Annotated in this window: 1 tRNA gene; it reads left to right on the top strand. The window is 46.3% G+C overall.

From position 1 onward, the window contains the following. Positions 1-18 precede the first annotated feature (18 nt). A tRNA-Ile gene (locus MMP72_RS15860) sits at positions 19-95 on the top strand. Positions 96-203: the final 108 nt, after the last annotated feature.

Below are 203 nucleotides of genomic sequence, written 5' to 3'. Positions count from 1 at the left end.
TCTTGAAGATATATCTGAGGGTCTGTAGCTCAGTTGGTTAGAGCACACGCTTGATAAGCGTGGGGTCACAAGTTCAAGTCTTGTCAGACCCACCAAATCTGATCGCTAAAGCTGCTAGATTGAAAGATATAGAATTCACAATGATAAGCTGGGGACTTAGCTTAGTTGGTAGAGCGCCTGCTTTGCACGCAGGAGGTCAGGAG

It is taken from the genome of Acinetobacter sp. NIPH 2699, from assembly GCF_022549355.1.
Classification (GTDB): domain Bacteria; phylum Pseudomonadota; class Gammaproteobacteria; order Pseudomonadales; family Moraxellaceae; genus Acinetobacter.
This window is presented reverse-complemented; position numbering and strand designations above follow the sequence as displayed.